This window comes from Mycobacterium sp. pW045 (assembly GCF_041287085.1).
Lineage (GTDB): Bacteria > Actinomycetota > Actinomycetes > Mycobacteriales > Mycobacteriaceae > Mycobacterium > Mycobacterium algericum_A.
In genome coordinates this window covers 323,691-349,763 of sequence record NZ_JBGGKU010000005.1, presented here as the reverse complement: position 1 = coordinate 349,763, position 26,073 = coordinate 323,691, and the positions used below count along the sequence as shown (strand labels likewise).

The 26,073-nt window shown below is 67.4% G+C and carries 26 protein-coding genes; 11 read left to right on the top strand and 15 right to left on the bottom strand.

Annotated elements, in window-relative coordinates; all coding sequences use genetic code 11:
• Positions 1-2 precede the first annotated feature (2 nt).
• Positions 3-104, bottom strand: coding sequence for a mycofactocin precursor MftA (gene mftA / locus ACAG20_RS10935; RefSeq protein ID WP_041318669.1), 102 nt, complete (start codon positions 102-104; stop codon positions 3-5).
• Between the two features lie 109 nt (positions 105-213).
• Between mftA and mftR the strand changes: the two genes are divergently transcribed.
• On the top strand, positions 214-813 hold the full coding sequence (gene mftR / locus ACAG20_RS10930; RefSeq protein ID WP_370492505.1) for a mycofactocin system transcriptional regulator: 600 nt from the start codon (positions 214-216) through the stop codon (positions 811-813).
• A gap of 89 nt (positions 814-902) precedes the next feature.
• Here mftR and ACAG20_RS10925 read toward each other — a convergent pair whose 3' ends face one another.
• From ACAG20_RS10925 to ACAG20_RS10905, 5 genes are read right to left on the bottom strand one after another with little or no spacing between them, the layout of a single operon-like run.
• Complete coding sequence (locus tag ACAG20_RS10925; protein WP_370492504.1) at positions 903-1,949, bottom strand: TIGR03857 family LLM class F420-dependent oxidoreductase; 1,047 nt, start codon at positions 1,947-1,949, stop codon at positions 903-905.
• Positions 1,946-2,329, bottom strand: coding sequence for a nuclear transport factor 2 family protein (locus tag ACAG20_RS10920; RefSeq protein WP_370492503.1), 384 nt, complete (start codon positions 2,327-2,329; stop codon positions 1,946-1,948). The genes ACAG20_RS10925 and ACAG20_RS10920 overlap by 4 nt, the downstream gene beginning before the upstream one ends.
• A complete protein-coding gene (locus ACAG20_RS10915; RefSeq protein WP_370492502.1) occupies positions 2,326-3,396 on the bottom strand; it encodes a phosphotransferase in 1,071 nt (356 codons plus the stop codon). The genes ACAG20_RS10920 and ACAG20_RS10915 overlap by 4 nt, the downstream gene beginning before the upstream one ends.
• A complete protein-coding gene (locus ACAG20_RS10910) occupies positions 3,393-4,496 on the bottom strand; it encodes an alpha/beta hydrolase (RefSeq protein ID WP_370492501.1) in 1,104 nt (367 codons plus the stop codon). Before ACAG20_RS10910 ends, ACAG20_RS10915 begins: the two co-directional genes overlap by 4 nt.
• Before the next feature lie 5 nt (positions 4,497-4,501).
• On the bottom strand, positions 4,502-6,160 hold the full coding sequence (locus ACAG20_RS10905) for a flavin-containing monooxygenase (protein ID WP_370492500.1): 1,659 nt from the start codon (positions 6,158-6,160) through the stop codon (positions 4,502-4,504).
• A gap of 85 nt (positions 6,161-6,245) precedes the next feature.
• Between ACAG20_RS10905 and ACAG20_RS10900 the strand changes: the two genes are divergently transcribed.
• The 3 genes from ACAG20_RS10900 to ACAG20_RS10890 are packed head-to-tail and all read left to right on the top strand — an operon-like array spanning position 6,246 to position 9,518.
• A complete protein-coding gene (locus ACAG20_RS10900) occupies positions 6,246-7,262 on the top strand; it encodes an aromatic ring-hydroxylating dioxygenase subunit alpha (protein WP_370492499.1) in 1,017 nt (338 codons plus the stop codon).
• Position 7,263: 1 nt separating this feature from the next.
• Positions 7,264-7,881, top strand: coding sequence for a cysteine hydrolase (locus ACAG20_RS10895; RefSeq protein ID WP_370492498.1), 618 nt, complete (start codon positions 7,264-7,266; stop codon positions 7,879-7,881).
• Positions 7,869-9,518 carry an acyl-CoA synthetase gene (locus tag ACAG20_RS10890; protein WP_370492497.1) on the top strand — a complete coding sequence of 550 codons (1,650 nt, stop codon included), beginning with the start codon at positions 7,869-7,871 and terminating at the stop codon, positions 9,516-9,518. Before ACAG20_RS10895 ends, ACAG20_RS10890 begins: the two co-directional genes overlap by 13 nt.
• Here the strand turns inward: ACAG20_RS10890 and ACAG20_RS10885 are convergent.
• Positions 9,515-10,942: an aldehyde dehydrogenase family protein gene (locus ACAG20_RS10885; RefSeq protein ID WP_370492524.1), complete on the bottom strand. Its 1,428-nt coding sequence runs from the start codon at positions 10,940-10,942 to the stop codon at positions 9,515-9,517. The genes ACAG20_RS10890 and ACAG20_RS10885 overlap by 4 nt on opposite strands.
• Before the next feature lie 38 nt (positions 10,943-10,980).
• Positions 10,981-11,790, bottom strand: a complete 810-nt coding sequence (locus ACAG20_RS10880) for an NAD(P)-dependent oxidoreductase (RefSeq protein WP_193465105.1) — start codon at positions 11,788-11,790, stop codon at positions 10,981-10,983.
• Between the two features lie 147 nt (positions 11,791-11,937).
• Here ACAG20_RS10880 and ACAG20_RS10875 point away from each other — a divergent pair, with 147 nt between their 5' ends.
• The 3 genes from ACAG20_RS10875 to ACAG20_RS10865 all read left to right on the top strand — a co-directional run bounded on the left by ACAG20_RS10875 (position 11,938) and on the right by ACAG20_RS10865 (position 15,303).
• Positions 11,938-12,723: an SDR family oxidoreductase gene (locus tag ACAG20_RS10875; protein WP_193465104.1), complete on the top strand. Its 786-nt coding sequence runs from the start codon at positions 11,938-11,940 to the stop codon at positions 12,721-12,723.
• A 14-nt stretch (positions 12,724-12,737) separates the two neighbouring features.
• Positions 12,738-14,018 (top strand): cytochrome P450, encoded by a 1,281-nt coding sequence (locus ACAG20_RS10870; protein ID WP_041318675.1) that lies wholly within the window; start codon positions 12,738-12,740, stop codon positions 14,016-14,018.
• A gap of 73 nt (positions 14,019-14,091) precedes the next feature.
• Entirely contained in the window at positions 14,092-15,303 is a 1,212-nt protein-coding gene (locus tag ACAG20_RS10865) for a cytochrome P450 (protein WP_013830289.1), read from the top strand.
• An 83-nt stretch (positions 15,304-15,386) separates the two neighbouring features.
• On the opposite strand, the gene ACAG20_RS10860 is transcribed toward ACAG20_RS10865, so the two are convergent.
• Positions 15,387-16,943 (bottom strand): aldehyde dehydrogenase family protein, encoded by a 1,557-nt coding sequence (locus ACAG20_RS10860; RefSeq protein ID WP_193465102.1) that lies wholly within the window; start codon positions 16,941-16,943, stop codon positions 15,387-15,389.
• A gap of 57 nt (positions 16,944-17,000) precedes the next feature.
• Between ACAG20_RS10860 and ACAG20_RS10855 the strand changes: the two genes are divergently transcribed.
• A complete protein-coding gene (locus ACAG20_RS10855) occupies positions 17,001-18,215 on the top strand; it encodes a CaiB/BaiF CoA-transferase family protein (protein WP_041320171.1) in 1,215 nt (404 codons plus the stop codon).
• Here the strand turns inward: ACAG20_RS10855 and ACAG20_RS10850 are convergent.
• Entirely contained in the window at positions 18,212-19,009 is a 798-nt protein-coding gene (locus ACAG20_RS10850; RefSeq protein ID WP_013830292.1) for a thioesterase family protein, read from the bottom strand. The genes ACAG20_RS10855 and ACAG20_RS10850 overlap by 4 nt on opposite strands.
• A complete protein-coding gene (locus ACAG20_RS10845; RefSeq protein WP_041318678.1) occupies positions 19,006-20,022 on the bottom strand; it encodes an NAD-dependent epimerase/dehydratase family protein in 1,017 nt (338 codons plus the stop codon). Before ACAG20_RS10845 ends, ACAG20_RS10850 begins: the two co-directional genes overlap by 4 nt.
• A gap of 83 nt (positions 20,023-20,105) precedes the next feature.
• On the opposite strand from ACAG20_RS10845, the gene ACAG20_RS10840 reads away from it, so the two are divergent.
• From ACAG20_RS10840 to ACAG20_RS10830, 3 genes are all read left to right on the top strand, one after another.
• Positions 20,106-20,531 (top strand): Zn-ribbon domain-containing OB-fold protein, encoded by a 426-nt coding sequence (locus ACAG20_RS10840; RefSeq protein WP_013830294.1) that lies wholly within the window; start codon positions 20,106-20,108, stop codon positions 20,529-20,531.
• A complete protein-coding gene (locus ACAG20_RS10835) occupies positions 20,528-21,673 on the top strand; it encodes a thiolase family protein (protein WP_013830295.1) in 1,146 nt (381 codons plus the stop codon). The genes ACAG20_RS10840 and ACAG20_RS10835 overlap by 4 nt, the downstream gene beginning before the upstream one ends.
• An 85-nt stretch (positions 21,674-21,758) precedes the next feature.
• Positions 21,759-22,988 carry an amidohydrolase family protein gene (locus ACAG20_RS10830; RefSeq protein WP_193465100.1) on the top strand — a complete coding sequence of 410 codons (1,230 nt, stop codon included), beginning with the start codon at positions 21,759-21,761 and terminating at the stop codon, positions 22,986-22,988.
• 72 nt (positions 22,989-23,060) lie between these two features.
• On the opposite strand, the gene ACAG20_RS10825 is transcribed toward ACAG20_RS10830, so the two are convergent.
• The 4 genes from ACAG20_RS10825 to ACAG20_RS10810 form a co-directional block, all read right to left on the bottom strand.
• Positions 23,061-23,834: an SDR family NAD(P)-dependent oxidoreductase gene (locus ACAG20_RS10825; RefSeq protein ID WP_013830297.1), complete on the bottom strand. Its 774-nt coding sequence runs from the start codon at positions 23,832-23,834 to the stop codon at positions 23,061-23,063.
• Positions 23,835-23,941: 107 nt separating this feature from the next.
• On the bottom strand, positions 23,942-24,427 hold the full coding sequence (locus tag ACAG20_RS10820) for a nuclear transport factor 2 family protein (RefSeq protein ID WP_013830298.1): 486 nt from the start codon (positions 24,425-24,427) through the stop codon (positions 23,942-23,944).
• A complete protein-coding gene (locus tag ACAG20_RS10815; protein ID WP_013830299.1) occupies positions 24,420-24,842 on the bottom strand; it encodes a Zn-ribbon domain-containing OB-fold protein in 423 nt (140 codons plus the stop codon). The genes ACAG20_RS10820 and ACAG20_RS10815 overlap by 8 nt, the downstream gene beginning before the upstream one ends.
• Positions 24,843-24,848: 6 nt before the next feature.
• On the bottom strand, positions 24,849-26,057 hold the full coding sequence (locus ACAG20_RS10810; protein ID WP_013830300.1) for a thiolase family protein: 1,209 nt from the start codon (positions 26,055-26,057) through the stop codon (positions 24,849-24,851).
• Positions 26,058-26,073: the final 16 nt, after the last annotated feature.

Below are 26,073 nucleotides of genomic sequence, written 5' to 3'. Positions count from 1 at the left end.
GGTCAGTAGACCCCGCACATGCCGTCGATGGACACTTCCTCGACCAGGTTCTCGACGACGAGGTCGGTGTCGGTGCTGGCTTCGGTCTGCTGCTGAGCGTCCATGGGCCGGGCCTTTCTTCGCGGTGGGGGTCGACAGCGCACTGTCGGATCGGTCACAATCCCGGACAGAATATGGCATCGAGTGCCGATATGGAAGTGGGTCGGGAGAAAAGTGGCCGGGACCGAGTCGCAGGCGCAGGCGCGCGTCGGCCGTCGCCGCTCCACCACGCGGGAGCACATCACCCACGTGGCGATCGACCTGTTCGCCACCCGCGGCTTCAGTGAGGTCAGTGTCGACGACGTCGCGCAGGCCGCCGGGATCGCCCGCCGCACACTATTTCGGTACTACCCCTCGAAGAACGCCATCCCGTGGGGCGACTTCGATGCCCACCTGCGCCAATTGCGCGAGTTACTGGACGGTATCGAGCCCGAAGCCCCACTCGGTGATGCGCTGCGCGCGGCGCTGTTGGCGTTCAACACCTTTGACGAAGGTGAGACGGCACGGCATCGCCGCCGGATGCGGGTGATCCTGCAGACCGACGAACTGCAGGCGTATTCGATGACGATGTACGCGGGTTGGCGCAGTGTCATCGCCGAGTTCGTGGCACGCCGAGCCGGGTTGGCACCGGTCGACCTGCGGCCGCAGACGGTGGCGTGGATGATGCTCGGGGTTGCGCTGAGCGCCTACGAACACTGGCTCGGCGACGAGGAGTTGGCGCTGCCGCAGGCCTTGGGCGAGGCGTTCGACACCATCCGCGGCGGCCTGGACTGAGCGCCTTCTCCGGCGAGTGTGCGCGTCCCCGGCCGACACACCGAACACATCACCGGGTTTGCGCACGCTCGCGCAGCAGCGCGGATGGCTCAGGGCACGAGCTCGCGGTAGGCGCGCACCACTGGCTCCAACTCGTCGGGCGTGGCGCCGTGCATGATCACCGCGTCGGCGCCGTAGCCGAACTCCGCTCGGATCCGGTCAGCGCACTGCCGCGCCGAACCGGTGGCCGCCGGTTCCAGCCACTCGTCGGGGATCAGGGTGGCGATGTGCTCGATCTGATCGGCGCTGGCCTTGTGGTCGATGCCGCCGGCGATCGAGGTCACCACCGGATCCTCCCGGAACCGCTGTAGCACAGCGGGATCCCAGTTGTTGGTACGCACCATCAGATCGCCGTAGCCCTGCAGGTAGGTCGCGAGCCTCGCGACCGTCTTCTTCAGCCGCAACTCCTCGGGCAAGTGATCGCCGACGGTGGCGAAACACGACCACACCCGCACGCTGTCCGGATCGCGACCGGCCCGTTCCGCGGCGTCCTTGACTGTCTTCACGCTGCGCTGCAACGTTTCCGGAGTGAAGTAGGTGTGCAGGATGACGTCATCGAACAACGCGCCCCCCAGCTCGAGCGTGTTCGGGCCGAACGCCACCAGCGCCAGCCTGATGTTCTCGTCGAAGTCCGGATCCAGAAACAGCACCTGATAACGACCGATCGGCCCGTCGTGGTTGAAGATGACCTCACCCTGCCAAAGCCGCCGCATCACAGCCGCGAAGTCGGCCATCTGCGCAGTGGTGACGCTGGGGATGCCGAACGCGGCATACATGGCCGCCACGCCGCGGCCGATGCCCAGCGTGAACCGGCCGCCGGACAGCCGGTGCATGGTGGTCGCCCACGACGCCGTGATCAACGGATGACGGGTGTTGTGATTGGTGGCAGCGGTGGCGATCTGCATCCTGCTGGTGACCGCGCAAGCCGCCCCAACCAGCGATGACGCCTCCTTGACGTTCCAGCGCTCGGAGATGAACGCGGTACCGAAGCCGAGCTGCTCGCCACGGCGGGCCTCGTCCATCAGCGCAGCCGGCCCTTCGCCACCGGCGCCGGCCAGCAGGTAGTAGCCCAGTTCGTCGAGTACCCGGTCGGTCATGCCCAAACCCCTTGCTTGTAGCCGCAGTTCCACACCTCGGTGATCTTCCCGTCGACCACGCGGAACACCTCCATACTGCTGACGGTCATTTCAGTCCCGTCAGTCAGCGTCATCGGCGACTGGTAGACGATGGCGACATGTTCGCCGTCGTCGCCGGCGACGACGAGGTTGAGTTCGAAACGCAGCTTGTCGAACAGCTTCCAGTGATCCACCACCCGCGCAACCGCCTGGTCATGCGTCAGCGTGTGCGCTTCGCCCACCTCGTGTCGCACCACGACGTCACCGATCAATTCGTCGGCGAGCGCGAAATCGCGCTCGTTCCACACCACCAGGTTGTACAGCTCCACCACCTCACGGGCGCTGCGGACCCTGCTGCTCACGCAAACGCCCCGATCGCATCGACGTCGTCAATCGTCGCCACCGCCCGGCCGGTCAGCGTCAGGCACAAGTCGCGGGAGCGTTGCGGCATCGTGTCCCAGCCGATCAGGGCAAGGACGGGAAACAACAGCAGATACGCCACCGCCATCCGGTAGTGCCGCCACGCCTCGTCGAAACCGTAGTCGGTGATGCCGCGCGCGGCGAGCTCGGCCAGGTAGTCGTGCACCAGTTCCTCGTCGTGGCCGCGGCGGTCCTGCACCGGCAGCCCCTGGCTGACCAGATATCCGATGTCGGCGACGCCGCAACCCAGCGAGGCGAACTGGTAGTCGACGACTTTCAGCGCGTCGCCGTCGAAGAACATGTTGTCCGCACGGATATCGCCGTGCAGCAGCATCCGGCGTTCTGTCAGCGCCACCAACGCCTGCGGGGCGAACTCGGTGAACCGCTCGGCATACCGAGCCACCGCAGCGGGCACTGGGGCCGCGGACTTGTCGCGGTAGATCTGCCATCCGATTCCGAAGGCCGCAACCAGCAGCTCACGAACCACCGGCGTGTCCAGGCTGGGAAAGACCGCGAGCGCATCAGAGTCGGCGGCGGTGACCGACCAGGCATGCAAACCGGCCAACTGCCGGATCGCCACGCGGGCCTGTCGCATTGAGAGTCCGGCGAGATGGTCGGCATTGACCCAGTCCGCCAGGTCCTCCATCACCAGCACGAAATCGGCGCCGTCGATCAGGGCGGCGTAGACCCGGGGCGTCGGCAGTGGCGCCCTGCCCGCCACCGATTGGTAGAACGACAGTTCACGTTGGTAGCCGCCCAGCATCTCCATGGCCCCCCTGGCCTCGGACTGGGCGGGCAGCTTGACGATCAAACTCGGTGGCAGCCCCTGGCTTCCGGTGATCCGCAGCCGATACAACAACGCCGAGAACCCGGTGTCCTCGGCGATCCGCTCAGCCGAGACCCCGGTGACTGCAGCGGTGTCGGCGATGGTGCCGCAGGAACACAGTGCCCCGGTCAGCCATTGCGGTGTCACAGCGTCGATGCCGGAGGGAATCGCCAACGCCGTCATCGGCCAGCTCCGATCTGCGACAGAAACCGTTCGGTCTCCGCCTGCACCCGCCGCGAGAAGATATGTCCGGCGTGGCCGCCATCATGCCAGAACAACTGGCCGCCCCACCGGTCATGCAGGGCCACCGCGGGTTCGGGATACGCCATCTGGTCGTGGCGCGCGGCCACGATCAGCCGGCGATCGGCAGCCGGTCTCGGATTGGTGGCCAACAGATCGACCACCGACATCAATGCCGCGGCCGTCTCCGAGCGCAACGCGTCGGCGACGGAGAGCCCCGCCGGTCCCCACCGCCACAGATGGTGCGCGATCATCGAGTTGAGCCCGGCGATCGGGGTGTAGACCGCAACGGCGTCGACGCCGGACTCCAGGTGCGACACCAGCCCGGCGACCGGGCTGCCCAACGACACACCCGCCACCGTCACGGCGGTAGCCTGCGGCGTCGCCCAGCGCACCACCGCACGGACTTCGGAGATCGCGCGCATCATCCCGGCGACATTGGCCAGCGGATCATGTCCGGGGTAGGCGGGCCAGGCGCGGCGACGCACGCCGTGGCCGGGCTGGACCGGCAGCGCGATGTTGAAACCCAGCCGGTGCAGCCGCTGCACGCGCGCTACCAGCAGATCCGACCAGTTGCCCTGACCGGCTCCGTGCACCCAGACCAGCCAGGGGCGCGGGCCGCCGCGGTGGCGGCACACCACGACTGCCGCGCTCGCCGGACCGGCGAACTCCGCCAGCGACGGCGGCAGCCCGGGATCGTGCCGGAACCTCAGCTGCTCGACGGTCAGCCCTGCCACCCGGCGCCGACGAATCGTCGCCACCCGCAGTGGATCCGGCGCGGTGTGCGCCCCGTCGATACCCAGCCCGGACAGCTCGTCGGCGGCCGCCAGACACTCGGACAACGGGCGAGCCAGCACCGGGGCCGGAGCAAGCAGCGTCATGCCGGTCAGCGTCAGCTCGTCGACCAGCACCTCCCCCAGTTGACGCATCCCGCGGGGCGAGGCCGCCGTCCAGTCCGCTGAGGTCTGCAGCGCTCGGACCGATCGGGGCAGCACCCCACCCAGTCCCCGGATGATCTGCGGTACCCGTTGCGTCGACCCCATCGTCGTCACCCGAGTTTGAAACCGCTGTAACCGGCGGCGGCGATTTCGTCGCAGCGGCGGCGGTACTCCGGAATGCCTCCGGTGTATCCCATATACATCCGCTTCTTGCCGGGAACGTTGCCGCCGTTGTACCAGGAATTGCAGCTCGGGTGAACCAGCACGGTCGGCGCGACCAACGAGGTGGTGTGGTCGATCCACTCGGTCTGAGCGGCCGGTAACGCCTCGATGGTGCGGTACCCGTTGGCCCGCAGGTAGGCGATGCAGTCACCGATCCACTCCACGTGCTGCTCCAGAGCGGCGACGAAATTCGTTGCCGCGCTGGGACTGCCGGGACCCTGAACGGTGAACAGATTCGGGAACCCGGCGACCTGCAGCCCCAGATAAGACACCGGCCCCTGTTCGGCCCAGACATCACGTAGCAACACCCCGTTACGGCCACGGATATCGATGCGACTCAGCGCACCGGTCATGGCGTCGAAACCGGTGGCGTAGATGATCACGTCGAGGTCGTAGTGGTCCCGCTCGGTCCGTATCCCGGTCGGCGTGACCGCGCTGATCGGCTCGGTGCGGAGATCCACCAGCGTCACGTTGTCGCGGTTGAACGTCTCGTAGTAGCCCTGGTCGATGATCGGTCGCTTACAGGCGAACGGGTGGCTCGGCACCAGCGCGGCCGCCGTCGCCGGGTCGCGCACGATGCGGGCGATGGCTTCGCCGTACAGTTGCGCGGCCATCCGATTGGCGTCGATGTCGAAGAAGAGGTCTCCCCAGTTCAGCGCCCCCATGACGCCGTGTTCCTCGATTGCCCGGAGTTGCTCGTCGCGCGACGCCGTCTTGACCGGCGGGCGGCCCAGCATGTCCAGCAGCACCGAGAAGGCCGACAACCGCGCGGCACCGACCGGGTGTTCTCGCTGGGCGGCGCGGATCCGGGCGTAGTCGGCCTTCAGCGCATCCAATTCGCCAGGGCCGAACGGCCGCACCTTCCAGGGCAGTGTGAAGGCCGGAGAACGCTGGAATACATAGAGCTGACCGGCATCTCGGGCGACCACCGGGATCAGTTGCACTCCGGTGGATCCGGTGCCGATGACCCCCACCCGCCGGTCGGTCAGGTCGGCACCGGCTCGCGGCCAGCGACTGGTGTGCAGCGAAGTCCCGGCGAAGCTGCTCATGCCGGCGATATCGGGCTCCAACGGCACCGACAGGATGCCGGAGGCGGCTACCACGAACGGCGCGACGAACTGCTCACCCGTTTCGGTGGTCACCGTCCACACCGCGGCGTCGGCATCGAAGGTCATCGCAACGACCTTGGCGTGGAAAGCGATATCGCGGCGCAGGTCGAGTCGGTCGGCGACGAAGTTCAGGTATGCCTCGATCTCCGGCTGGGCCGGCATCGTCTCCGTCCAGACCCACTCCTGCTGGATCTCATCGGAAAAGCTGTAGGAGTACTCGATGCTCTCGATGTCGCAACGGGCTCCGGGATAGCGGTTGACCAGCCAGGTACCCCCGACCGAATCGGCCATCTCCAGCACTCGGGTGCGCACGTTGAGTTCGCGCAATCGATGCAAGGCATAGAGCCCGGAGAATCCCGCCCCGATGACCAGTGCGTCGAAGTGCTCCGCGGCTCCGCCCGGGTGTGACACGTCCGCGGCCGCAACGGAATGGGCCATGCTGTGGCAGCCTCCAAGTTTCGGGTTCCTCTACCGATGGGTTTACGGTACGGTATTCAGTTATGCGCCCGCGGGAGAACACGAAATGAAGGTCCCGTTCACCTGGAAAGTCACCGGCTGGTTCATGATCGGCTGGTCACCCGAGTTCGAGGTCGGCAAGACCCGCGTGCTGCACTATTTCGGTGAGGATCTGGTCGCCTACCGGGGCGAGTCCGGGGAGCTGCACGTGATGGAGGCGCACTGCAAGCATCTCGGCGCCCACCTCGGCCACGGCGGCAAGGTCGTCGAAGACCGGGTGGAATGCCCGTTCCACGGCTGGCAGTGGGGACCCGACGGCTGCAACAAGTTCATCCCGTACCAGCCGGACCGACCCAACAAGGCGTTGCGCCTTCGCGTTTATCCGGTGATGGAGCAGTACGGCTGCGTGTTTGTCTGGCACCATCCCGACGGAGCTGAGCCCGGGTGGGAGATGCCGGACATCTTCGGCAAGTTCCCGCAGTTCACCACCGGCCCCGAGGGTTACTACCGGGCGTATCCGGAGTTCTCCCGCCGACTGGCCGACGAGCCGGTTCATCCGCAGATCGTCGCCGAGAACGCAGCCGACAGCGCGCATTTCCAGTACGTGCACCACGCAACGGTGACACCGAGGCTGCTGGAGTGGAAGATGACCGACCGGGAGTGGCACTTCGTCGCCGGCTTCCCCGATGTGAACAGCGACGACCCCGATCAGATGGCGCTGCGTTTCCACTCCCATCTGTTCGGGCTCGGCGGGGCGATCAGCATCTTCGAAGGCGTGCAGCAGCATCGGCTGATCTTCACGTGCACCCCGGTCGACGAGGGCCGCTCGGACCTGTTCTATTCGATCTGGTGGCCCCGAGTTCCCGGCGACGAATCGGAGGCGCCCCCGGAGGACGTGCGGGCCCGGGTCGAAGAGCAGTTCCTGTCCACCGTCGAGGACGACCTGGGCATCTGGCGCTACCAGCGCTACGTCGAGCATCCGGCGTTGTCCAAGGTCGACGCGAAACCGTTTATGACGCTGCGCAAATGGGCGACGCAGTTCTACGACACGCCGCCGGCCGAGCCGGCCCTGTCATCGCGCTGACATGGGTGTCACGCTCGCGGAGCTGGTGGCACCCGCACACACCGCGATCATCACCCAGGAGCTGCAGGGAGCGGTCGTCGGAGTCGATGCCGGACTGCCGGTACTCGCTGATGAGGCCCGCCGCGAAGCGTGTCCGAACATCGCACGGCTGCTGCCGGTGGCCAGAGCCGCCGGAGTACAGGTGGTGCACTGCCTGGTACACCGACGGCCGGACGGACGGGGCTCCAGCCACAATGCACGACTGTTCGCCGCGGGACGCAGCGCCGTCAGCATCGATCCGGGTAGCCCCGGCGCCGGCCTGCTGCCCGAATTCGGGCCGGAGCCATCGGATCTGGTTCTGAGCCGTTGCCACGGTGTGGGACCGATGGGCGGGACCGATCTGGATGCGGTACTGCGCAACTTGGGGATTTCGACCATCGTGGTGGCCGGCGTCTCGTTGAACGTGGCCATCCCGAATCTGGTGATGGATGCGGTCAACGCCGCTTACCGGGTGGTGCTGCCCCGAGATGCGGTAGCCGGTGTGCCGGCCGAGTACGGGGCTGCGATGATCAAGAACACCCTGTCCCTGCTGGCGACGATCACCACCACCGAGGAGCTGATGCGCACGTGGCGCCCTTGACCCAATTCACCGTTCCAGAGGTCATCGACGCGGTGGCCGCGGCGATTCCGGACCGCGACCTGGTGGTCCAAGGCGATCGGCGCTTCAGCTACGCCCAGATCCTCGAGCGGTCCAACCGGTTGGCGGCGTACCTGCATGCGCAAGGGCTGGGCTGCCACACGGCGCGATCAGACCTGCTCGGACACCAGACCGGCCAGGACCTGTTGGGGATCTACGCCTACAACGGCAACGAGTTCATCGAGACCCTTCTGGGCAGCTTCCGCGCCAGGGTGGCGCCGTTCAACGTCAACTACCGCTACGTGCGCAACGAACTGGCCTACCTGTTGGCCGATTCCGGCGCCACCGCGTTGGTGTATCACGCCAGGTTCGCGCCCACGCTGGCCGAGGTGCTTCCCGAGCTGCCGCAACTGCGGGTGCTGATCCAGATCGCCGACGACTCCGGCAACGCCCTGCTCGACGGCGCCGTGGCCTACGAGACGGTGCTGGCGGACAGCTCGCCGCAACCGCCGCCGGTGCAGCCGGACCCCGATGACCTCTACGTGCTTTACACCGGTGGCACCACCGGGATGCCCAAGGGCGTGCTGTGGCGACAGCACGACATCTTCATGGGCTCGTTCGGCGGCCGCAACCTGATGACCGGCGACGAGGTCGGCTCCATCGACGACATCGTGGGGCCGGCCGGGGAGAACCCCGGCGTGAAGTTGATGATCCTGCCGCCGCTGATCCACGGCGCCGCGCAGTGGGCGGTGATGACCGCGATCAACACCGGCCAAACCCTGGTCTTCCCTTCGGTTGTCGACCATTTCGATGCCGACGACGTGGTGCGCACCATTGAGCGGGAGAAGGTGCTGTCGGTCACCGTGGTCGGTGACGCGATGGCCCGGCCGCTGATCACGGCGATCCAGCGGGGTGAGGCCGACGTGTCGTCGCTGATGGTGGTGGCCAACGGCGGCGCGCTGTTGACGCCGCACGTCAAGCAGCAGATCGTCGAGGCGCTGCCCGGGGCGATGGTCATCGACGGGGTCGGCTCCTCGGAGACCGGCGCCCAGATGCGCCACATGTCGACGTCGGGCGCGGTCTCGACCGGGACCTTCGGCGCCGGGCCGGACACTTGTGTGGTGGCCGAGGATCTCGGTTCGGTGCTGACACCCGGCCACGACGGTCTGGGCTGGCTGGGCCAGCGCGGCTACGTCCCGCTGGGCTACAAGGGCGACGCGGCCAAGACCGCGGCGACGTTCCCGGTGATCGACGGGGTGCGCTACGCCGTTCCCGGTGACCGGGCCCGTCATCTGGGCGACGGCTCGGTGGAGTTGCTCGGCCGGGATTCGGTGACGATCAACTCCGGCGGGGAGAAGATCTTCGCCGAGGAGGTCGAGACGGCGATCGCGTCGCATCCGGCCGTGGTCGACGTGGTGGTCGCCGGCCGGCCCAGCGACCGTTGGGGTCAGGAGGTGGTGGCCGTGGTCGCCCTGGCCGACCAGGCCTCGGCCACGGCGGCCGAGATCATCGAGCACGCCGGCGGATCGCTGGCCCGCTACAAGCTGCCCAAGGCGATCGTCTTCCGGCCGCAGATCGTACGCAGCCCGGCAGGCAAGGCCGACTACCGGTGGGCCCGCGAGCAGGCCGAGCAGGGCTAGCCGCGCTTGAGCCGCCGGTGGGTCCGGCTGCGTGCCCGGCGCAACATCGCATCGGCATAGAACCGCATCCCGGGTGTGAACGGCGGCGCGGCGGATCCGGTCAGGCTGAACGGCAGGTCTGAGCCGACCACCGTCCGGTAGTGACTGAAGGCGTCGAAGCCGGCTTTACCGTGATAGGCGCCCATCCCGCTGCGCCCCACACCGCCGAACGGGGCAGCCGACGGGATCATCTGCGCGGCGAAGTCGTTGCGGGCCACGCCACCGCTACGGGTGCGCCGCACGAAATCCCGGAAGCTGCCGTCGTCGGGGCCGTACCAGTAGGCGACCAGCGGCGCGGGACGCGCATTGATCTGATCGATCGCCTCATCGACGGTGCGGTATCCCTGCACCATCAACACCGGCCCGAAGATCTCCTCCTCGGCGATCCGCATCGTGTCGTCGACGTCGCGAACGATGGTCGGGGCGATCTTGCGGGAGCCACGATCCGGCAGCGATTCCGCTTCCGGCGCGATGGTTTCCACCCTGGCGCCGCGTTCGCGGGCGTCGTCGATCAGGGCCAGCACCCGGTCGAAGTTGGCCCCGTTGACCGACGAGCAATAGTCGTCGTTGGCCACGATGGTCGGGAACATCTCCCGCAGCGTCTGCCGGGCGACCTCGACAAACGAGTCGATGTCGCGTTCGGGCACCAGCACATAGTCGGGGCATACGCAGACCTGACCGCCGTTGACCATCCGGGCCGACGCGATCCGTTTCGCCGATCGCCGGACGTCGGCGTTCGGAGCGACCACGACCGGGTTCTTGCCACCGAGTTCCAGTGTCACCGGGACCAGGTTCTCGGCCGCGGCGCGTTGCACCAGCGCACCCACCGACGGCGACCCGGTGAAGAACAGGTGGTCGAACGGCAGCCCCGCAAACGCGGCCGCCACGTCGGCGCCGCCGGTGACGACGGCGAGTTCGTGGTCATCGAAGTAGTTCGGTGCCAGGTCTTTCATCAACTCGGCGGTGCGCGAGGTGATTTCGGACATCTTGATCATCACCCGGTTGCCCGCCGCGAATGCCGCCGCCGCCGGCAGCACCACCAGCTGCAGCGGGAAGTTCCACGGGCCGATGATCCCGACCACGCCCAGCGGGCTGGGCTGCACCTCGGCTCGCAACCCGGCCAGCCGTGCGGCCCGCATCAACTTTCCGGCCCGCATCCACTGCTTGACATGGGATCTGGTGTGCTCGATCACCGGGATCATGCCGACCAGTTCGGTGGACAGCGACGCCGCGCGCGACCGGGTCCCGAAATCGGCGGCCATCGCGTCGACGAAGGCGTCGGTGTTGTCCAGCACCAGGGCCAGCAACCGGTCGATGCGGCCATGCCGGACGTCCACATCGGGCGGCCCGTCGGCGACGAACGATTGCCGCTGCGTTGCCAGCAGGTTCTGCAGGTCGGCGATCTCGCCGGCCGCCGGCGCGGTCACGACAGGTCCAGCGGCCCGGTTTCGGCCACGGTACGCAGCTGCCCGAGCTCGACACCGCGGTCCGCGGCGGCCTCGATGCACGCTGCCACGTCTTTGCGCATAAAGGGCGCAACGACTTTGCCAAAGTCCTCCACGCCCCCGGCCGACTGCACGTATCCCGCAGCCCGGCTGCCGCCGCTGCAGTGTTCCAGCGCTGCGAACAGGCTGGTTTCGGGCACCCCGAGGTTCTTCGCCAATTCGACGGCGGCCGCCACGAGTTGGGCGTTGGAGGCGAACAGCACATTGTTGATCAGTTTGAGGTTCAAGGCGGTGCCCAGAGCACCGGTGGTGATCACCGGGTCGGCGTAGGCGGCCAGCACCGGCTGGGCGCGAGCCACCGCGTCGCCGGGGCCACCGAGCAGGACCGTCAGCTTCCCGGCGGCGATGTCGTGGGCGCCGCCGCTGACCGGTGCGTCCGCCAGCACCGGCCCTGCGGGGAACTGCTCGAGCAGTCCGGTCAGAGTGCTCACCGTGCCGGTGGTGTGCGACACCACCACGGTGCCGGGCTTGACGTTGGCCAGCAGGCCGTCAGGACCAGCGGCGATCTCGAGCAGTTGGGCGTCGGAGAACAGGCAGCTGATCACGAGGTCGGATTCGCGACCGACCGCGGCGACCGATTCCACCGGCACCGCACCGGCCGCCGCCAGGCGCTCGCGCACATCGGGCCGGCGTGCATACACCTGCACGCGGTGGCCGGCATCGAGCAGGCGCAGCACCATCGGCTCGCCCATCTTGCCTGCGCCGATGAACCCGATGGTGTCGGTCATGTTCGGCTCCTCCTGCGTCGTGCGCCGCCCCTGCCGGGAGTTCAGCGGGTGGTCCGGAGGGCCAACCGTAGCATTGTCGGGAGCCCCCGAGTTCGTTACAGTCGAGCTTACTGTCGACATTTCGGGTTCACCAGAAAGCTGGCGAGAATGAGCAACGCTCAGCGCAGGGTGGTGGTCGTCGGCGCCGGATCGGGGATCGGCGCGGCGACGGCCGCGCACTTTCACCAGCGTGGCGATTTCGTGCTCGCCGTCGACGTGCGCCCACAGCAGACCCCGGCGTCGCAGCACGCCTGCTGCGACTTACGCGATGCCGGCGCCATCGCCGAGTTCACCGGCGGGATCGGCGACGGCTGGGACCTGCTGGCCCACGTCGCCGGGGTACCCGGGACCGCATCGGCCGCGGACGTGTTGACCATCAATTACTTGGGCATGCGCCTGATGATCGAGGCCATGCTGCCGCGGCTGCGCCCCGGCGGCGCGGTGGTCGCGGTGGCCTCGACGGCCGCGCTGGGCTGGGAGCAGCGTATCGAGACGCTCAACGGGCTGCTCGACGCGACCGATGCCGAGTCGGTGCTGCGCTGGCAGGCCGGCCAGGATCCGGCGTTCCCGGTGTACACCTCCTCCAAGCAGGCGATGATCCTGTACGCCAAGCGATTGGCCGCGACCGCGCACGCCAAGTACGGGGTGCGGATCAACACCGTCAGCCCGGGCCCGGTCGAGACCCCGATCCTGGCCGACTTCGAGCAGTCGATGGGCAAAGAAGTGCTCGACACCGTGCGCGACACCGTCGGCCGGCACGGCGTCGTCGACGACATCGTGCCGCTGATCGACTTCCTCGGCTCGCCGCAGGCCGGCTGGATAACCGGTCAGGACATCGCCGTCGACGGCGGCTTCATCACCGCGATCACCGCCGGCACCCCCATCACCGTCTGAGCCGAGAGGACGACATGACCCTGAGTTCACCTGCCAGCCCGCCCACTTCGCCGCGCCCCTACCACCGGCTCGATATCTCGGATCCAGCCTTCTGGGGCAATGACTTTCGCTCCCGCGATGAGAGTTTCGCGATGTTGCGCGGCGAACCGGGGCTGAGCTGGCACCGGCCGATACCGGCCGTATTCCCCCACGAAGAGACCGGCTACTGGGCGGCGACCCGGCACGCCGACGTCAAGTTCGTCAGCCAGCACGAGGAGCTGTTCTGTTCCAGTGAAGGGGTCAGCGTCGATCCGATGCCGGCCGAGATCCAGCGCAACATGACGTTCTTCCTGGCGATGGACCCACCGGAGCACACCCGCTACCGCAAGCTGATCAGCTCGGGCTTCACCCCGCGGCAGGTCCGCCGCATCGAGGAGCAGATCAAGACCAACGCCCGCCGCATCGTCGACGACCTGCTCGAGCAGCTGCACACCGGCAACCAGATCGACTTCGTCGCAAGCTGTTCGGGCCAGCTGCCGATGCGCACCGTCTCCGACATGATCGGTATCGATCCCGCCGACCAGCAGAAGGTCGCCTACGCCGCCGAATGTCTGTTCAGCGGCAGCGACGACGAGTACGCCTCGCTGGAGGAGCGGGCCGTGCATGTCATGACGCAGCTGGGTGTGCTGGCCGGTTCCGGCGTCGAGTTGGCGCAGCGCCGTCGCGCCGAGCCGCACGATGACCTGATGACCGAACTGGTCAACGCCGAGGTCGACGGCCACCGGCTCACCGACGAAGAACTCGGCTCCTTCATGGTGCTGCTGGGTTCGGCGGGCAACGACACCACCAAACAGACCACCACGCACGCGTTCAAGGCGTTGATCGATCACCCCGAACAGCGCGCCTGGCTGTTGGCCGACTTCGACAACCGGATCGGCGGGGCGGTCGAGGAATTCGTGCGCTGGTCGACACCGGTGCTCGCGTTCGCCCGTCACGCCGTGGTCGACACCGAAGTCGCCGGGACCGAGATCAAGGCCGGCGAGAAGATCGCACTGTTCTACTGCTCGGCCAACCGTGACGAGGCGGTGTTCGACCGGCCGCACGAGTTCGACATCACCCGTGATTCCAACCCGCACCTGGGATTCGGCGGCGGCGGCGCGCACTACTGTCTGGGCACCCACGTCGCCCGGATGCAGTTGCGCCACCTGTTCTACGAGCTGCTGACGCGGCTGCCCGAGGTCACGCTCGGCGAGCCGGAGTACCTGCAGAGCACCTTCGTGCACGGCATCAAGCGGATGCCGGTCAGCCTGGCCTGAGGGTGGCGCAGGTATGTGTGATCATTTACTGTAATGCTTACAGTATTCTTCTCAGCCAGACGGGAGACCAGTCGTGGAGAGCCAGGTTGACGGCGCCGCCACCGCACTCGACAAGCCGACCGGCTTCATCCGGGACCCGTACCCGTACTTCGAGGCCAAGCGCCGCGAGGCGGGCATCTTCCCCGGAACGGTCATGGACTACTCCAAGACCCCGGAATCCCTGCGACCGAAGATGTCGTTCGCCGCTGTCTCTTTTGAAGCAGTCAACCAGGTGTTCCGCGAGGCGGAATCGTTCAACTCGCGCATCTACGACATGACGATCGGCCTGTTCCTGGGGCCCACCATCCTGGCGATGGAGGGCGAGCCGCACCGCAAGCACCGCAACCTGGTGTCCTCGGCCTTCAAGCGGAAATCGTTGGTGCACTGGGAACCGGACGTGGTGCGGCCCGTCTGTAACGCCCTGATCGATGAGTTCATCGACACCGGCTCCGCCGATCTGGTGGCCGGTTTCACCTTCGAGTTCCCCACCCGGGTCATCTCCAAGCTGCTGGGCCTCCCCGAAGCGGACCTACCGTGGTTCCGGCAGCGAGCGATCGAGCTGATCAGCTACACCGTCGACCACGAGCGCGCATTCAGCGCGTCGGCGGCGTTGAAGGACTATTTCCTCGACCAGATGGACGAGCGCAAATCGCACCCGACCGCAGACATCATCGGCGATCTGGTCACTGCCGAGATCGACGGCGAGAAGTTGAGCGACGAGGCGATCTACTCGTTCCTGCGGCTACTGCTGCCGGCCGGGCTGGAGACCACCTACCGGGCCACCAGCAACCTGCTCTATCTGCTACTGACCCATCCCGAACAGTTCGCCGCCGTACGGGCCGACCACGACCTGATCGGCGCCGCCATCGAGGAAGGGCTGCGCTACGAAACCCCACTGACCACCGTGCAGCGCACCGCGATCCGCGACACCGAGGTCGCCGGAGTGGCGATCCCCGCCGGCGCCGTCGTCGATGTCTGCATCGGGTCCGCCAACCGGGACGAGACCCGGTGGGAGCGCTCGGAGGAGTTCGACATCTTCCGCAAATGGATTCCGCACATCACGTTCGCCGCCGGCGAGCACACCTGCATGGGTCTGCATCTGGCCCGCATGGAGATGCGCGTTGCGATGGAGTGCCTGCTGGACCGGCTCGGCGACATCGCCCTGGCGACCGACGACAACCCGCACATCTACGGTCAGCCGTTCCGCTCCCCGCGTGCGTTGCCGGTGACGTTCACCCCGAAGTAGCCGCCGACTGTGCGGTTTGGTACGCGACACACCGACGCTGGCCACCCAGACCGCACAGTCGATGATCCAACCGCGGGGTTTCCTTACGCCCCCCGCGGTCTGCGGTAGCCGATGGTCTTGGTCTCCAGATACTGCGAGAACCCCTCGATCCCGCACTGCCTACCCCAGCCGCTGCTCTTGTAGCCGCCGAACGGCGCGTCGGCGCCGTAGTACATGCCGCCGTTGACGCCGATGGCCCCGGTCCGCACCCGGCGGGCCACGGCCATGGCCCGCTCGCTCGACGCCGACACCACCGCGCCGGCCAGCCCGTAGGCGCTGTCGTTGGCGATCCGCACCGCCTCGTGGTCATCACCGAACGGCAGGATCACCAGCACCGGACCGAACACCTCCTGTTGGGCGATGGCCGCGCTGTTGTCGACGCCGACGATCACCGTCGGCCGCACGTAGTACCCACCCCCCAGTTCACCCGGCAGATCCGTGACGTCCCCACCACCGGTGGTGATCTCGGCGCCATCGCGGCGGGCTTGTGCAATCGCATCGAGCACCCGCTGCTGCTGCGCGGCGCTGATCAGCGGTCCCACCAGGGTCTGCGGCAGCGCCGGGTCACCGACCGTCACCGCCGCGAACGCCGCGGTGACCGCGGCGACCACCTCGTCGTAGAGCGAGGTGTGCACCAGCATCCGGGTGGTTGCCGCGCAGGCCTGTCCGGCGTGCACGCACACTCCGACCGCACCCGGGATCACCTTGGCCGGGTCGGCGTCGTCGAGCACGATCAGCGCCGACTTCCCGCCCAGTTCAAGGAAAGTGCGCTTCATGGTGTCGGCGCTCTGGCGTGCCAGCAGCTTGCCTACGGCGGTGGATCCGGTGAACGAGATCATGTCGACGCGGGGATCGGTTCCGAGCAAACCGGCCACCTCGTTGGATCCGGTGGGCACCACGTTGAGCACGCCTGCGGGAATGTCGGTGTGCTCGGCGACCAGCCGCCCCAGCCGGGTGGCGTTCCACGGCGTGTTCGGGTCGGGCTTGAGCACGACGGTGTTGCCGGCCGCCAGTGCCGGCCCCAGCTTGTTGAGGATCACCTCGATCGGGAAGTTGGACGGGGTGATGGCCGCCACCACTCCGACCGGCTCCTTGACCACGGTGCGCATATTGCGCTCGCCGAACAGCCCGCCACCCTGCAGCGGCCGCTCCCACTCGAACTCATCGATCAGCCGGGCGGGATAGCGCAATGCGTCGGCCAGCGGCCAATCCAGCTGTGCCAGTTGGGTCGTCATCACCGGACAGCCCACTTCGGCGATCAGCTCGGTGCGCAACTCCTCCTGTTCCGACTCCAGTGCGGACTGCAACTGCTGGAGGCATCGCTTGCGCAGTTCCCTGTTGATCGACCAGTCGGTGTCGTCGAACGCTCGGCGGGCCGCGCCGACGGCCCTGTCCATGTCGGCGGCATCGGCGGCCGCGGTGGTGCCCAGCACCCGCCCGGTGGCGGGGCTGATGTTGTCGAACTCCGCGCCTGAGGCCGCCCCGACCAGCTCACCGTCAATGAGCATCCGCGACTCGGCGGCTGTCGCGGCGCGTTTGCCGATCTCGACACTCGTGGCCCGGACCACGCCGGCGTCTTTCGGATGCCCAACCGTAACCATTACAGTAGAATACTCCAATTGGTCGGATGTCAGGAGCGTGCCGGGTTGATCAAGGTCATGGACGGCTTCCGGGTACTGGAGGTCGCGCAGTTCACGTTCGTCCCGGCGGCCGGGGCGATCCTGGCCGACTGGGGCGCCGACGTCATCAAGGTCGAGCACCCGGTGCGCGGCGACACTCAGCGCGGATTCATCCGGATGGGCGGTTTCGAACTCGACCCCGACCGGCATCCGCTGATCGAGCATCCCAACCGCGGCAAGCGCAGCGTCGGCATCGATGTCTCGACCCCCGACGGGCAGCAGGTGCTCTATGAACTGGCCGCGACCGCAGACGTCTTCCTTACCAACTACCTTCCGCGGGCAAGGCAGAAGAACCGGTTCGACGTCGAGCACATTCGTGCCGCGAACCCGAACATCATCTACGCGCGCGGCAGCGCGTACGGCGACAAGGGCCCGGAGCGTGACATCGGCGGCTTCGACGGCACCGCGTTCTGGACCCGCAGCGGAGTGGGCCACGCGCTGAGCCCAGAAGAACTGGGGGCGCCGCTGTCCCAGGGGATTCCCGCGTTCGGCGACTCGGTCGGCGGCATGAACATCGCCGGCGGTATCGCCGCCGCGCTGCTGCATCGGGAACGCACCGGGGAAGCTCTCGAGGTCGACGTCTCGCTGCTGTCCACCGCGTGGTGGGCGGCCGGCGCCAGCGTGACCCAGGGGATGGAGACCGGCGAAGCCATGCGTTCGCTGATGCCGCAATCCGGTGGCTCCCCGGCGAATCCGTTCCTGGGCAACTACACCACCTCCGACGGCGGCACCATCAACCTGTGCATCGTCAGCCCGACCGGATACATTCGGGACACCTTCGAGCACCTCGGCATTCCCGAAGCCGCCGACGACCCCCGTTTCTCCGACGTGCTGCCGCTGATGGAGAACGCCGATGCGGCCAGTGAGTTGATCGTCGCCGCGATCGGCGCGAAGCCTTTCGAATACTGGCGTCAGCACCTCAAGACCATGAAGGGCCAGTGGGCGCCATTCCAGAGCCTGGTGGACCTGGGCTCCGACGAGCAGGCGATCGCCAACGACATGATCGTCGAGGTCGACGCGGGCGATGGCGGGCCGGCGTTCAAAGTCGTCCGTGGCCCGGTGCAGTTCAACCACGAGCCGCTGGAGACCACTCGCGCCCCGCAGGCATCCGAGCACACCGAGACGGTGCTGATGGAACTCGGGATCGACTGGGACCGCATCGAAAAGCTGAAGGAGTCCGGCGCTATCGCCTAGCCTGCCGCGGGGCTCTCCCGGCTCGGATCGAAGTTGAAGTTCGCGACGGCGGTCGATACACCGTTGCCGATCGGGCCGCAGCTGTCCAACAGGGCGGCGCTTCCGGTCGCCACGCCCGCATCGCTGTAGTGGGTCAACGCCGCCAGCCCGATGTAGGGGCCGACCGGCAACCTGCTCAGGGTCAGGGTGTAGTCGGCGTTGATGAACGCCAACCCCGTGGTGCTGAAGTTCGTCAGCGACGCGGTGACGTCAACGGCCATCGCCGCCCGCACGAACGGGGTCAGTTCTTCGCCGTCGACGAGATCTCGGATCTCGCGTATCCAGGCGTACCGCGGTCCCGAATGCTGCCACGGGAAGCGGCCGCCGTCGTTGTTGCCGTACGTCTGGATGAACATCGGCACGGATTCGTCGAAGCGCGCCGGCTCCTCCGGCACCGAGGGCATCGTGACCTCGGTGGTGTAGAACTCGCCGCCGGGCTGGGTGCCGCGCCGCAGATACAGTGCCGATGCGCGGGCGACCAGCTCGCCGTCCTGCGTCATCGCGGCGTCTACCGCGCGCATCCGCGACCCGGCGCGGACCACCGACGCAGTGACCCGCAGTGGTTCGCATGCCACCCGGCGCAGGATCTCGACGGTCAGCCGCGCCGGCTGCAGGTCGTCGTCGGAGACGTGTTGCTCCACAGCGCGGGCCAGCAGCCCGCCGACCACCTGTCCGCCCAGCGTCGGCCCCCACCCGCCGTGCGCGATGGCGTTGGGCACGAAGCCGTCGTCACGCCGGACCACGAACGGGATCATGTCTTGCTCCGCTCCACGTAGAACCGTGCGGCACTGCGAATCGCACGCTCGGTCGGCTCGGGGTGCCAGCCCAGTTCGCGGGTGGCCTTGCTGTGATCGGCGGGCGACGTCAACGCCATCAGCCGGGCACCCGTTGCGGTGAACGCGAAGTCGCGGCGCAACAGCGCGCCCAGTGCCCCGACGACTTGCCCAGCGATATGCAACACCGCCATCGGTATGCCGAAGCGGGGCGGCGTTGCCCCGACCTCGTGAGCCGCGATGGTGAGCATCTCGCGCTGACTCATATACCGCTCGGAGATGATGTAGCGCTGGCCGATCCGCCCCCGTTCCGCGGCCAGGATCAGGCCTCTGGCGGCATCGTCGATGCCGACCACCTCCGATCCCACCCCCCGCGCGTAGGCCGGCATCTTGCCCAGCGCCGCGAGCTGGACGAGCATGCCCTGGCGCGGCTGCCAGTCGGGCGGGCCGTAGGGGTTGGACACGTTCGTGACGACGGCCGGCAGACCACGGTCGGCGGCGTAGGACAGCACCAGCCGCTCGGCCTCGCGGCGGGAGGCGATGTAGGCGCCGCCTTGGTCGGCCCAGTTGAACGGTGTCTCCTCGTCGACCGTTTCGCCGTTGCGCCCCACCGCGATGGTGCCGATGGTGCTCAGGAAGACGAACTTGTCGAGGTCGGCATTGGCAGCCACCTCCAGCACGTTGCGCAGCCCCTCGACGTTGGTGCGAAACAGCGGTGCCGGGTCACGGAGTTCCGCGCGGGTGTCGACAACGCAGTAATACACCACCTCGCGGTCTGCCATGGCGGCGGCGACGGCCTCGGTGTCGAAGATGTCACCGTAATGTCGCTGCACGTCGAGCCCGTCGATGCCCTTGGTGGAACTCGAACGACGCAGCAGCACCCGCACATCGTCGCCACGGGCGACCAGGTGCCGGGTGACGCAGGCGCCGACATTGCCGCTGGCGCCCATGACGAGGATGCGACGCCGTTTCGCCGATTCGTTGTTCGCCGTCATCGCCTCAAACCCCACTGTTCAACTCGCGCTAGCGTACATTACTGTAAGCGTTACAGTTAATAAACCCGTTGCGCGGAGGATCCATGCAGAAGGCGCTAGCTCCCGATATCTCGACCTGGCCGGACGCGAGCCCGCAGCTGATCGGCAGCCGCTGCGCGGACTGCCAGGCCACGGTATTTCCGGCGCAGCCGCGCTGCCCGAGCTGCAGCGGTGACCAGATGACACAGCAGCTGCTCCCCCGCAACGGAACCCTGGTGGCCTGGACCACCCAGGGCTTCCCGCCCGGCCCACCGTATCTAGGCCCGACGGGGAAGGACTTCGTCCCGTTCGGAGTCGGCCTGGTGCAGCTCGGGGATGCCGTGCGGGTGGAAGGCCGGCTCACCGAGAACGACCCCGAGAAGCTGGAGTTCGACATGCCGGTGGAGCTGACCATGGTGCCGTTCGCCACCGACGCCGACGGCACCGAGATCATCACGTTCGCCTTCCGGCCGATGGAGCAGGGCGCATGAACGACGTCGCCATCATCGGGGTCGGCCTGCACCCGTTCGGCCGCTTCGAAGGCAAGTCCGCGATGCAGATGGGGGTGGATGCCATCTTCGCCGCGGTCGCCGACGCGGGCGTGGCATGGTCGGACATCGGCGCCGCGACCGGCGGCAGCTGGACGGTGGCCAACCCGGATGCGATCGTCGGCATGGTCGGGCTGTCGGGTATCCCGTTCACCAACGTGTTCAACGCCTGCGCCACGGCGGCCAGCGCCGCCAAGGTCTGCGCGGACGGTATCCGGCTGGGCGACTACGACATCGGTATCGCCGTCGGCCTGGACAAGCATCCCCGCGGGGCGTTCACCGAGGACCCAGCGCTGGTCGGGATGCCACGCTGGTACGCCGAGAACGGCCAGTACCTGACCACCCAGTTCTTCGGCATGAAGGCCAACCGGTATCTGCATGATCACGGTATCTCCCAACAGACATTGGCCAAGGTCGCCGCCAAGAACTTCCGCAACGGGGCGCTGAACCCGAATGCGTTCCGCCGCAAGCCGATCTCTGAGGAGGAGATTCTCGGCTCGACGATGCTGAACTACCCACTGACGCAGTACATGTTCTGCGCACCGGATGAGGGTGCGGCGGCGGTGGTGATGTGCCGCGCGGACATCGCGCACCGCTACACCGACAAGCCGGTCTACCTACGCGCGGTGGAGGTGCGCACCCGCCGCTACGGCGCCTACGAGGTCAACACCACCTTCGCCCCGGTCACCGAGGATGTGGCGCCCACGGTGTACGCCGCTCGCGCCGCGTTCGAGAAGGCCGGGGTGTCGCCCCAGGACGTCGACGTCATCCAGTTGCAGGACACCGACGCCGGCGCCGAGGTCATCCACATGGCCGAATGCGGTTTCTGCGCCGACGGCGACCAGGAGAAGCTACTCGCCGACGGTGCCACCGAGATCGGCGGCTCGCTGCCGGTCAACACCGACGGCGGGCTGATCGCCAACGGCGAGCCGATCGGCGCCTCCGGGCTGCGCCAGCTCCACGAGCTGGTGCGCCAACTGCGTGGCGAGGCCGGTGACCGCCAGGTGCCGGGCGAGCCCAAGGTGGGGTTCGCCCAGCTCTACGGGGCGCCGGGCACCGCCGCGGCCACCATCCTGACGACGTAATTACCGCGAGCAGACATGAAAGCCCCCAAAACACGCTGATTTTAGGGGGCTTTCGCGACTGCTCGCGGTGGGAAAGGAACCCGTCATGACCCAATTCCGCGACGCACCGATCTTCGATGCCGACCAGCACATGTACGAAACCCCCGAGGCACTGACCAAGTACCTGCCGGAGAAGTACTCCCGCGCAGTCCAATTCGCGCAGATCGGCCGCCAGACCCGGATCATCATCAACAACCGCGTCAGCGACTTCATCCCCAACCCGACGTTCGAGCGGGTCGCCGCGCCGGGTGCCCACGAGAAATTTTTCGCCGGCGAGAACACCGAGGGACTGACCCTGCGCGAGATGCAGGGACCCGCCATCGAGGCGCCTGCGGCCACCCGCAACCCCGCCGACCGGGTCGCCGAACTCGACCGCCAGGGGGTGGTGGAGGCGCTGAACTATCCGACGCTGGCCAGCCTGGTGGAACACTCCAGCGCCGACGACCCAGAGCTCACGCTGGCCATCATCCACGCGCTGAACCAGTGGATGGCCGAGCACTGGACCTACAACTACGACGGCCGGGTCTTCTCCACGCCGATCATCAACCTCTCCGAGGTCGACGGCGCCCAGCGCGAACTGGAGTACATCCTCGATCACGGCGCCGCTGTGGCGCTGATCAAACCCGGCCCGGTCAACGGCGTCCACGGCTGGCGCTCACCGGCACTGCCGGAGTTCGACCCGTTCTGGCGCGACGTGGAAGCCGCCGGCCTGCCCATCGTGCTGCACGCCAGCTTCCCGCCGCTCGACGACTATGTCGGCCGCTGGGAGCCGCCGTACACCCAGAATTTCATGGCGCAGAGCGCATTCCGGTGGATGGTGCTGGGCCATCGGGAGATCGCCGACATGATCACCGCGCTGATCTGCCACGGCACCCTGACCCGCTTCCCCAAGCTGCGCATCGCCAGCGTCGAGAACGGCAGCTCCTGGATCGCCCCGTTGTTCCACGACTTCGCCGACCTGTACAAGAAGATGCCGCAGAACTTCCCCGAACACCCCCACGAGGTGTTCCGGCGCAACATCTGGGTGAGCCCGTTCTGGGAGGGCTGCATCTCCGACGTGGTGGACACCGTCGGCTGGGACAAGGTGCTGTTCGGGTCGGATTATCCGCATCCCGAGGGCCTGGCCGAACCGAAGGGATTCTGGCGCTACGCCGAGGGCATGGACGTCCGGCGCAGCTATGACTTCATGGGCGACAACGCCCGCCGGTTCATGGCCTTGCCGATCGCGAACCCGGACCCGGCCGCCACCAAGCCGCCGGTGCTCGCCGGCCCCTGAGCCGTCTTGAAACTGCAGTCAGGGCTGTGAATCCACGCAATTCACAGCCCTGACTGCAAAGTCAACGCAAGCTCACTTCGGCGCGAAGCGCTGGCCGGCATCGAGGCGGATGCACTGGCCGTTGAGCATCGGGTTCTCCACGATGGCCGCTGCCAGCTTGGCGTACTCCTCCGGGCGGCCCAGCCGCTTGGGGAACGCCGCGTCCTTGGTGAGCACCGCGGCGAACTCGTCCGGGATGCCCTGAGTCAGACCGGTGGCGAACAAACTGGGCGCGATCGCCAGCACCCGGATGCCGACGCCGCCCAGATCGCGGGCCATCGTCAGACACATCCCGGCGATCGCGGCCTTCGATGCGGTGTAGGCGATCTGCCCGATCTGGCCCTCGAACGCCGCGATCGACGACGTATTGATGATCACGCCGCGCTCGTCGTCCTCCGGCTCGTTGGTGCTCATGTGCCAGGCGGCCAACCGGCTCACGTTGAACGTACCGACGACGTTGAGATCTTGGGTGGACCGGAACGCCTCCAGATCGTGCGGCCCATCGCGTTTGATCGTTCGCTCACCGATACCGCCGCCCGCGGTGGTCCCGCCGGCCGTGGTCACCGCGATGTGCACACCGCCCAGCGCCTCGACGGCCTCGTTCAGCACCTTCTCGATCCCGGCGAAGTCGGTGACATCGGCCTCGAAGAACTGGCCGCCGAGCGCGTCGGCGACATCCTTGCCCTTGGACTGCGGCCGGTCCAGGATCGCTACCTTGGCCCCGCGCTTGGCCAACAGCTCCGCTGTCGCCTTGCCGAACCCCGATGCGCCACCGACGATGATCGCGCCTTTGCCTTCGATCTCCACGAACACTCCCCTTCTCGGTTTACGAGCACCCGGGACCGGTCCCGGCGCCTATACTATAGACCTTTCGGTAATACCATCGGGACAGTGCACGGCAGTCCTGGGCACGCTCACTTCATCAACCGTCCCGCCACTGCGGCCAGCACCGCGCGCACGCGCGGTGACAGGTAGACGGCGAACAACCCGTTGAACACGTCCTCGCGCAGCCGGGTGAGCGTGGAACTCGCTATCCGCCACTGACCGTCGGTCTTCTCGTAGGTCTCGGTGTAGTGGCCGTAACCCCGCAGGTTGACTCCCGGGCCGAACCGGACCACGTCTTCCAGCGCCCACACCCCGCCGGCGGTGGTCGGTGAGGTCAACTCGATGTCGGGAGCGTGGACCTGGTGGACGGTGGGTTGGTCGCGCAGACTTTTGCGGGTGAAGGCGACGAATTCGTCGGCGCCGCTGATGAGTTTGCCGCCTGCGCGGGAGGTGTCACTGACGAAGTCGTCGGTGAACAGGGCACGCCAGGCCGCCCAGTCCTTGGTGTCCAGGTAACGGCAGTAGCGGGACTTCAGGCGTTTGATCGCCTCGATTTCCGCGGCGTCGTCAGTCATGGTTCGCCGCCGGTTCGTAGCGCAGCATCGTGACGTCGTGCTCCGGATAGTCGCAGAACACCGGTCGCACCCGCATACCGACCGCCAGTTCTGCGGGGTCGACGTTGACCAGCTCGGTGGAGAACCGTGGCCCTTCATCCCATTCGACGATGGCCAACAGTTGCGGCACGGCGTCGGCGAAGTGGATGCCGACCGGCCGGCGTGCCACCGTGAAGGAGTACAGCGTGCCCATCCCGGAGATCTCGCGCCATTCCAGGTCGTCGGCCAGGGTGCGCGGTGCCCGGACCCGTGGGTAGAACACGTAGCTGTCGGTTGACGGCGAGTACTGGATGACGATGCGGTGTTGCGCCAGTGCGTCCCAGAACGGTGCGGTGGTGGGCGTCTTGACCGGCATCGGGCGTTCGAAGGTGGTCATCGGTGCTCATTCCCCTTCCAGGATGAGAGCGGTCTGTTCGCTCAGAATGCCGCCGTTGCCCGAGACGAAGGCCCGGTTGCAGTCGGCCACTTGCGCGGCACCGGCCCGGCCCATGATCTGACGAGTGGCGTCACAGACGTGGTGCATGCCGCCGGCCAGGCCGGCCTGCCCGAAACCGAGTTGGCCGCCGGCGGTGTTGAGCGGGAAGTCGCCGCGGAAGGTCAGGTCGTGGTCGGTGATGAACTGCATGCCTTTGCCCTTCTCACAGAAGCCGGCGTCCTCCAGCGACAGCAGCACCGTGATCGTGTAGCAGTCGTAGATGGAGACCATGTCCATGTCCGCGCGGGTCAGGTCCGTCATCGCAAAGGCGGTGTCGGCGGCCTCGGCGATCGGGGTGGCCAGCAGGTCCGCGGCGTAGGTCGGGGTCTTGAACGGAACGTGCTCGCCGAACCCCTTGACCCACACCGGACGGTTGCGGGCTCGCCGGGCGACCTCGGCGTTCGCGATCACCACGGCGGCACCGCCGACGCAGGGCATCACGATCTCCAGCATGTGCAGTGGATCGGCGATGATCGGGCTGGCCAGCACGTCCTCGACGGTCAGCGGCGTGTCACGCCAGATGGCGCCGTCGGTGTGGTTGGCGTTGACCCGCTGGTCGACGACAAGCTTGGCCATCGCCCGCTCGTCGTAGCCGTAGACCGCTCCGTAGCGGGTGGCCACCTGCCCATAGGGGCCGTTCTGGCCGAGGTTGCCGTAGGGGATCTCGAACTCCGCCTGGGGAGAACCGTATTGGTTGCTCGACGAGCCGAAGAACATCGCGTCGACCAGCGGCTTGGGTTTGCGCTCCGACATCGGGGTGATGTAGCGGGCCGGTAACGCGCACAGCACCACATCGCAGATGCCGAGTTCGATCGCGGCCGCGGCCCGCCACACCATGGCAGCGGCACTGGCCCCGCCCAGGTCGACGATCTCGGCGAAGCGGGCCGGCACGCCGAGATATTCGGCGATGGTGGAGGGCACGAAGATCTCCGACTCGCCCAGGTGCGAGGTGACGATTCCGTTGACGAGCTCACCCGATAGCCCTGCGTCGGCAAGCGCGTCCGCGCTCAGCTCGGCCCATTGCTCGAGCGTGAACGGGGCCGGGGTGCCCTTGTTCATCCGCTCGGGCGGCAGCTCGACGTAGCCGACGATCGCGGCCTCTCCTCGTAATCCCATGTGTTGTCCTCTATCT

Coding starts and splice junctions, on each gene's coding strand:
- mftA (WP_041318669.1), bottom strand. CDS start 104: ATGGACGCTCAGCAGCAGACCGAAGCCAGCACCGACACCGACCTCGTC.
- ACAG20_RS10925 (WP_370492504.1), bottom strand. CDS start 1,949: ATGACCGACCGGGTACTCGACGAACTGGGCTACTACCTGCTGGCCGGC.
- ACAG20_RS10915 (WP_370492502.1), bottom strand. CDS start 3,396: ATGACGGCGTTGGCGATTCCCTCCGGCATCGACGCTGTGACACCGCAA.
- ACAG20_RS10910 (WP_370492501.1), bottom strand. CDS start 4,496: ATGGGGTCGACGCAACGGGTACCGCAGATCATCCGGGGACTGGGTGGG.
- ACAG20_RS10905 (WP_370492500.1), bottom strand. CDS start 6,160: ATGGCCCATTCCGTTGCGGCCGCGGACGTGTCACACCCGGGCGGAGCC.
- ACAG20_RS10900 (WP_370492499.1), top strand. CDS start 6,246: ATGAAGGTCCCGTTCACCTGGAAAGTCACCGGCTGGTTCATGATCGGC.
- ACAG20_RS10895 (WP_370492498.1), top strand. CDS start 7,264: ATGGGTGTCACGCTCGCGGAGCTGGTGGCACCCGCACACACCGCGATC.
- ACAG20_RS10880 (WP_193465105.1), bottom strand. CDS start 11,790: ATGACCGACACCATCGGGTTCATCGGCGCAGGCAAGATGGGCGAGCCG.
- ACAG20_RS10875 (WP_193465104.1), top strand. CDS start 11,938: ATGAGCAACGCTCAGCGCAGGGTGGTGGTCGTCGGCGCCGGATCGGGG.
- ACAG20_RS10870 (WP_041318675.1), top strand. CDS start 12,738: ATGACCCTGAGTTCACCTGCCAGCCCGCCCACTTCGCCGCGCCCCTAC.
- ACAG20_RS10860 (WP_193465102.1), bottom strand. CDS start 16,943: ATGGTTACGGTTGGGCATCCGAAAGACGCCGGCGTGGTCCGGGCCACG.
- ACAG20_RS10855 (WP_041320171.1), top strand. CDS start 17,001: ATGGACGGCTTCCGGGTACTGGAGGTCGCGCAGTTCACGTTCGTCCCG.
- ACAG20_RS10850 (WP_013830292.1), bottom strand. CDS start 19,009: ATGATCCCGTTCGTGGTCCGGCGTGACGACGGCTTCGTGCCCAACGCC.
- ACAG20_RS10845 (WP_041318678.1), bottom strand. CDS start 20,022: ATGACGGCGAACAACGAATCGGCGAAACGGCGTCGCATCCTCGTCATG.
- ACAG20_RS10840 (WP_013830294.1), top strand. CDS start 20,106: ATGCAGAAGGCGCTAGCTCCCGATATCTCGACCTGGCCGGACGCGAGC.
- ACAG20_RS10835 (WP_013830295.1), top strand. CDS start 20,528: ATGAACGACGTCGCCATCATCGGGGTCGGCCTGCACCCGTTCGGCCGC.
- ACAG20_RS10830 (WP_193465100.1), top strand. CDS start 21,759: ATGACCCAATTCCGCGACGCACCGATCTTCGATGCCGACCAGCACATG.
- ACAG20_RS10820 (WP_013830298.1), bottom strand. CDS start 24,427: ATGACTGACGACGCCGCGGAAATCGAGGCGATCAAACGCCTGAAGTCC.
- ACAG20_RS10815 (WP_013830299.1), bottom strand. CDS start 24,842: ATGACCACCTTCGAACGCCCGATGCCGGTCAAGACGCCCACCACCGCA.
- ACAG20_RS10810 (WP_013830300.1), bottom strand. CDS start 26,057: ATGGGATTACGAGGAGAGGCCGCGATCGTCGGCTACGTCGAGCTGCCG.